Annotated in this window: 7 protein-coding genes; 4 read left to right on the forward strand and 3 right to left on the reverse strand. The window is 62.9% G+C overall.

The features are described 5' to 3' along the window. Nucleotides 1-220: hypothetical protein (locus tag EOA85_RS27145; RefSeq protein ID WP_164759911.1), on the reverse strand; the 220-nt coding region annotated here is incomplete at its 3' end. Nucleotides 221-390: 170 nt separating this feature from the next. Between EOA85_RS27145 and EOA85_RS27150 the strand changes: the two genes are divergently transcribed. After that, complete coding sequence (locus EOA85_RS27150; RefSeq protein ID WP_127211825.1) at nt 391-759, forward strand: alcohol dehydrogenase catalytic domain-containing protein; 369 nt, start codon at nt 391-393, stop codon at nt 757-759. Beyond that, on the forward strand, nt 753-1,370 hold the full coding sequence (locus EOA85_RS27155) for a zinc-binding dehydrogenase (RefSeq protein ID WP_164759912.1): 618 nt from the start codon (nt 753-755) through the stop codon (nt 1,368-1,370). The genes EOA85_RS27150 and EOA85_RS27155 overlap by 7 nt, the downstream gene beginning before the upstream one ends. 88 nt (nt 1,371-1,458) lie before the next feature. Here the strand turns inward: EOA85_RS27155 and EOA85_RS27160 are convergent, their stop codons facing one another. Further along, nucleotides 1,459-2,022, reverse strand: coding sequence for a gamma-glutamylcyclotransferase (locus EOA85_RS27160; protein ID WP_127211830.1), 564 nt, complete (start codon nt 2,020-2,022; stop codon nt 1,459-1,461). A gap of 121 nt (nt 2,023-2,143) precedes the next feature. Between EOA85_RS27160 and EOA85_RS27165 the strand changes: the two genes are divergently transcribed. After that, nucleotides 2,144-3,142 carry a DUF2125 domain-containing protein gene (locus tag EOA85_RS27165; protein ID WP_127211827.1) on the forward strand — a complete coding sequence of 333 codons (999 nt, stop codon included), beginning with the start codon at nt 2,144-2,146 and terminating at the stop codon, nt 3,140-3,142. Nucleotides 3,143-3,196: 54 nt separating this feature from the next. After that, nucleotides 3,197-4,120 (forward strand): PfkB family carbohydrate kinase, encoded by a 924-nt coding sequence (locus EOA85_RS27170; protein WP_127211828.1) that lies wholly within the window; start codon nt 3,197-3,199, stop codon nt 4,118-4,120. A gap of 98 nt (nt 4,121-4,218) precedes the next feature. Here EOA85_RS27170 and EOA85_RS27175 read toward each other — a convergent pair. After that, the coding region (locus tag EOA85_RS27175; RefSeq protein ID WP_127211829.1) for a prephenate/arogenate dehydrogenase family protein at nt 4,219-5,092 on the reverse strand (874 nt) is incomplete at its 5' end.

The raw sequence follows: 5,092 nt of genomic DNA on the forward strand, positions 1-5,092 counted from the left end.
GGACCAGCAGGTCCATGCGATGCGAGGGTTCGCGTCTGGTGTGAAAGGAAATTCCGGGCGTCGTCGCGGCGTCGGCCTGCCGCGCCACGAATTCGAAGGAAATCGCCGGCGCGCCGCGAATGGTGTTCACCAGCTCGAACATTTCGACAAGTGTCGCGGCGACGGCCGAATAGAAGGTCGACGGCAGCCAGATTACGGCGTGGACGGAACGATTGTCCAAGATCCCTCCTTTTGAACAGTTATGGCAAGTTTAGCACATAGATTGTCAAATCTGCCAATTCCGATTTTTGCCAGCGAGCTTAGGTTCCGCGACACCGATGCAAACATCGGTGCCTGCGATCTGGCCGCAACCAGATTGCATGACCAGATCGCCCGTTATTGGAGGCCGAGATGAAAGCAATCGTGTTTGACGCAATCGGCTCGCCGCGGGACGTGCTCTATCTGCACGACGTACCCATGCCGCGAATTGGCGACGGCGAGGTGCTGGTCAGGATGGTTTCCGCCTCGGTCAACCCTGGCGACTTCCTGTTCATCCAGAACCTCTATCCCGAACCGAAGAAGCCGCATTTTCCCCACCAGATCGCCGGAAATCATGGCGCCGGCATTATCGATGCCGTGGGCGCGAACGTCGCTTTGAAACCGGGCACGCTTGTCGCGTTCAGCCACTACAATAGCTGGGCCGAATATGCGGCCGTTCCGGCCGAATGGCTGATCCCGCTACCGGCGGACTATCCGCTCGACGCGCCGGACAGATGGTGAACCCCATCACCGCCTGGGACCTGCTGGCGGATTCCCGTGTGCAGCCTGGACAGTGGCTGGCCGTCACGGCCGGCTATTCATCGGTTTCGACGATGGTGATGCAGTTCGCCAAACGGCGCGGCATCAACGTGATCGCGCTCGTGCGACGCTCTCACGACAGGCTGGACCTGAAGCGGCTTGGTGCCACCGCCACCCTCGATCTGTCGGATTTGAAGGTCGGCATCAGGGAAGCGGTCATGGACATGACCGGCGGCGCCGGGTTGAACGGGATCATCGACAATGTCGGCGGACCCGCCAGTGGCGAATTGATCCGCACCCTCGCGATGGGCGGGCAGATGGTCATCAATGGCGGCATGAGCAGCGAGCGTTTCGAACTGCACAATTTCGACGTGCTGCTGAGCGGCGTCGAGATCAGGGCAAATATCTACCGCTACTTCTTTTCGCCGCCTGTCGAAGCCGACCGTCCGGTGTTGCGCGAGATTGTTGACATCTTCGGCCAACCCGATTTCCATATCTCTGTCGGCGGCATCCATCCGCTGGCGCAGTTCGAGCTCGCCGTGGCAAACAGCCTGGATCGCGCCGATCTCGGAAAGCAGATTTTCAGGATGTAGCCCGGACCATGATCCCGAACCGAAGGTCAGCGAAGCAAAAAGTGGAACCGTTTTTTCGGAAAGATCATGGTCAAACAACGAAAGAAGATCACGACCCGATCCGTTTCGCCACTTCTTCCAGCCAGTGGTCGCGGATCCCCAGCGCTTCGAGGTGCTCCAGCGTGCTGAGCACGTAGTCCTCGTTCTTTCCCGACTGGCCGACGGCGCCGCGAACGACGGTCGCCGCATCGGCCGCATCGAGCGCACCGGCATATTGCTCGTGGGTTCGGTCGACGACATAGGCGACAGCCGAGACCGTCTCGCCCCCGTCCGTCTCGCCGCCACCCTTATCGCCGCCACCCTTATCGCCATTGTCGAGGCGAATGCTAAGCATGCGCTCGAGATAGACATTGGTGACCAGCTCGCGCTCGCGCAGATAGGTGATGACCTCGTTGCGCAGATCGCCGGGGACGCGGAAGGCCAGCCCGATGCAGGAGCCGCCACGGTCGAGGCCGAGCACCAGGCCGGGCCGTTCGCGCGTGCCGCGATGCACGAAGGAGTAGACGCACAGCGAGCGGCGGTAGCCATGGAGGCGGGCGCGCCGCGTCTCGACATGCGCAAATCCCGGCCGCCAGATCAGCGAACCGTAGCCAAAAACCCAAAAATCGCCCATATCGCCAAGCCTGTTGCAGCACCGCACTGGAATCGGTGTTTTTATCAATCCGTCTCCGTCTACCTGATGTTGCCGGAAACGACAGTCCCTCTCTGCAACACGCGCTAACGAGAGCCGCAGCATGACGTCAAGTGACGAGCGCCCGCCGAATTTTCGCCGCCGCCTCTTCTGGCTTGGCGCTTTCATCGTCGTGCTGTTCGGCCTCTACAGCGCCGGCTGGTTCTACCTGGCAGACAAGGTCAAGAGCGAAGCCGGCAAAGCGGTGGCCGAGCTCAACGGCAATGGCATCGAGGCGGACTGCGCCAATCTGACGGTCAGCGGGTATCCCTCGAGCTTCGCCGTTTCCTGCGACAGTCTGGCTTATCAGGACGACACCAGGAAGGTTGCCGCCTCGCTCGGCAGCCTCAACGCCGTCACGCACATCACCCAGATCCTGTCGCCTGGCGCCGACTTGCGGGGGCCGCTCAGGACCTCCGTCCCGGGGATGGCGCCACTGTGGATCGACTGGGATAGTCTGCGAGCGAACGTGAAACTGTCGTGGCCGCTGCCCCGGCGTGTATCACTGGAGGCCGAGGGCCTGTCCGCCCAGACCGATCCGGCGGACGGCACAGCCCCGGTCGAGCTGTTCAGCGCCGGGACAGCGGCCGGACAATTGCGTCCGAACGGCCAGGACATCGACTATGCCGGAAGTTTTACCGACCTCGAAATCGATCCAGGGGTGATCGATGGGCGCGTTCTGCCGCCGCTCGACGGCAGCGGCGACGTGACGCTGAAGAACGGCGTGGCGCTGATCAAGACACAAACAGAGGGCCTACGCGGCCAGGCGGTCGATATCGGCAAGCTGGATCTGTCGTCGGGAACTGCGCGTATCACCGTTTCCGGACCGGTTTCGGTCGATGCCGATGGGCTGATCGACGCCGATTTGATGATCAAGCTTAGCGATCCGAAGGCGGTGGCGGCAATCCTCGGCAAGGCCATTCCCGAGCAGAAGAGCCAGATCAAAACAGGCTTTGCCGGGCTGGCGCTGCTAGGCAACGAACCGTCGATGCCACTCAAGGTCGTCAAGGGCAAGGCCTCGCTCGGTTTTATCCCGCTGGGCAGGATCGAGCCGGTCGATTAGACCAAGATTGCGAACCTCCAGTTCGGAAAAGATCATGGTCGAACAGGAAGATAGATGAACCGCCCGGTGAAGCTCCTGAGTGTTGGCGCGCTGACGCTCGACACGATCCTACGCGTCGACACGCTTCCGACACGTCAGGGCAAGTTCATCGCGGCCGACGGCGTCCAGATCGCCTCGGGCATGGCTTCGAGCGCGGCCTGCGCCGCACGCCGTCTCGGCGCGGACGTATCGCTGTGGGCGAGCGCGGGAGACGACACCGTCGGCGATCAGCTGGTCGCCGGGATCGAGGCCGAAGGCGTCGATTGCAGCTTTGTCCGGCGCGTCACCGGCGCGCGTTCGGCACTGTCGGCCATCTTGGTCGATACGCATGGCGAGCGCATCATCGTTCCTTTCTATGACAAGCTCGCCCAGGCCGATCCCGAGGCGCTCCCCACCCAAGATCTCACCGCATTCGACGCCGTCCTGGTAGACGTACGCTGGCCGGGCGCAGCAGCTCTGGCCCTGGCGGCGGCGCGCGCAATCGGCCGTCCAGCCATACTGGACGCCGACACCGCGCCACGGGACGTGCTGGAACGCCTGTTTCCGCTCGCCTCGCACATCGTCGCGTCGGAGCCGGCGGCGTTCATCCTCTGCGGCGAGGAACAAGGCCCGCAAAAGGCCTGTGAAGGGCTGGCCGGACGCACGGATGCATTCGTAGCGGTGACGGGCGGCTCGGCGGGAAGCTGGTGGTTCGACCGCTCAGTGGGATCCGTGCGCCATGTCGCGGCGCCAAGGATCAAGGCAGTGGACACGCTTGCCGCCGGCGACGTGTTTCACGGGGCCTTTGCCGTTGGTTTGGCGGAAGCCATGCCGATCGAACAGGCCCTGCGCTTTGCCAGCGCCGCCGCCGCGCTCAAATGCCTGCGTTTCGGCGGCAGGCTGGGTGCGCCGGACAGGGCCGAGACGCTGGCGATGATGGCCGCCCACTGGCCGGCCTGAGACAGCGGCGGGCTTTCAAATCGAATCGTACCGCCGCTCTGCCTTTTGTTTGAGCATCGGATTTCCCAAAATCGGTACCCACATTTGGGTCCGATGCTCTATCCCTTGGATGGGTGCTCGACCGCCTGCCGGCCAAAGTCCGGTACGTCGATGTCCTGGCCGGCCTCGATGATCGAGCGGCGGACGGCGCGGGTGCGGGTGAACAGGTCGAACAGCTTTTCGCCGTCGCCCCAGCGGATCGCCCGCTGCAGCGAGGCCAAATCTTCCGAGAACCGCGCCAGCATTTCGAGAATGGCATCCTTGTTGTGCAGGCAGACATCCCGCCACATGGTCGGGTCGGAAGCGGCAAGGCGCGTGAAGTCACGAAAGCCGGAGGCCGAATATTTGATGACCTCGGACTTGGTGACCGACTGCAGATCGTCGGCGGTGCCGACGATGTTGTAGGCAATGATGTGCGGCAGATGCGAGACGATGGCCAGTGTCATGTCGTGATGCTGGGAATCCATCGTATCGATGTTGGAGCCGCAGCGGCGCCAGAATTCCGAGAGTCTTTCCAGCGCCTCGGGATCGGTGCCGGGCACCGGCGTGAAAATGCACCAGCGATTCTCGAACAGTTCGGCAAAGCCTGCATCCGGACCCGATTTTTCGGTGCCCGCCAACGGATGGCCGGGAATGAAATTCACACCATCAGGCACATGCGGCTGCATCTGCGCGATGACCGACGCCTTGGTCGAGCCGACATCGGTGAGGATGGCGCCCTGCTTCAGCGCCGGTGCGATTTCCTCGGCGACCTCGCCCGAAGCGCCGACCGGCACCGAAACGATGACCAGGTCTGCATCGCGGACCGCCTCTTTCGCGTCCACAGTGTAGGAGGAGCCGAGATCGAGTTCGCTTGCCCGTGCCAGCGTCGTTTCGCTGCGTGTCGAGATAGCGACGTGGCGGGCAAGACCTTCGCGGCGGATGATACGGGCC

Source organism: Mesorhizobium sp. M5C.F.Ca.IN.020.29.1.1 (assembly GCF_003997375.1).
In the GTDB taxonomy this organism is placed as follows: Bacteria; Pseudomonadota; Alphaproteobacteria; order Rhizobiales; family Rhizobiaceae; genus Mesorhizobium; species Mesorhizobium wenxiniae.

What these genes read in the sequence shown, in the direction of transcription:
- EOA85_RS27150 (WP_127211825.1), top strand. Translation starts at nt 391, where the DNA reads ATGAAAGCAATCGTGTTTGACGCAATCGGCTCGCCGCGGGACGTGCTC.
- EOA85_RS27155 (WP_164759912.1), top strand. Translation starts at nt 753, where the DNA reads ATGGTGAACCCCATCACCGCCTGGGACCTGCTGGCGGATTCCCGTGTG.
- EOA85_RS27160 (WP_127211830.1), bottom strand. Translation starts at nt 2,022, where the DNA reads ATGGGCGATTTTTGGGTTTTTGGCTACGGTTCGCTGATCTGGCGGCCG.
- EOA85_RS27165 (WP_127211827.1), top strand. Translation starts at nt 2,144, where the DNA reads ATGACGTCAAGTGACGAGCGCCCGCCGAATTTTCGCCGCCGCCTCTTC.
- EOA85_RS27170 (WP_127211828.1), top strand. Translation starts at nt 3,197, where the DNA reads ATGAACCGCCCGGTGAAGCTCCTGAGTGTTGGCGCGCTGACGCTCGAC.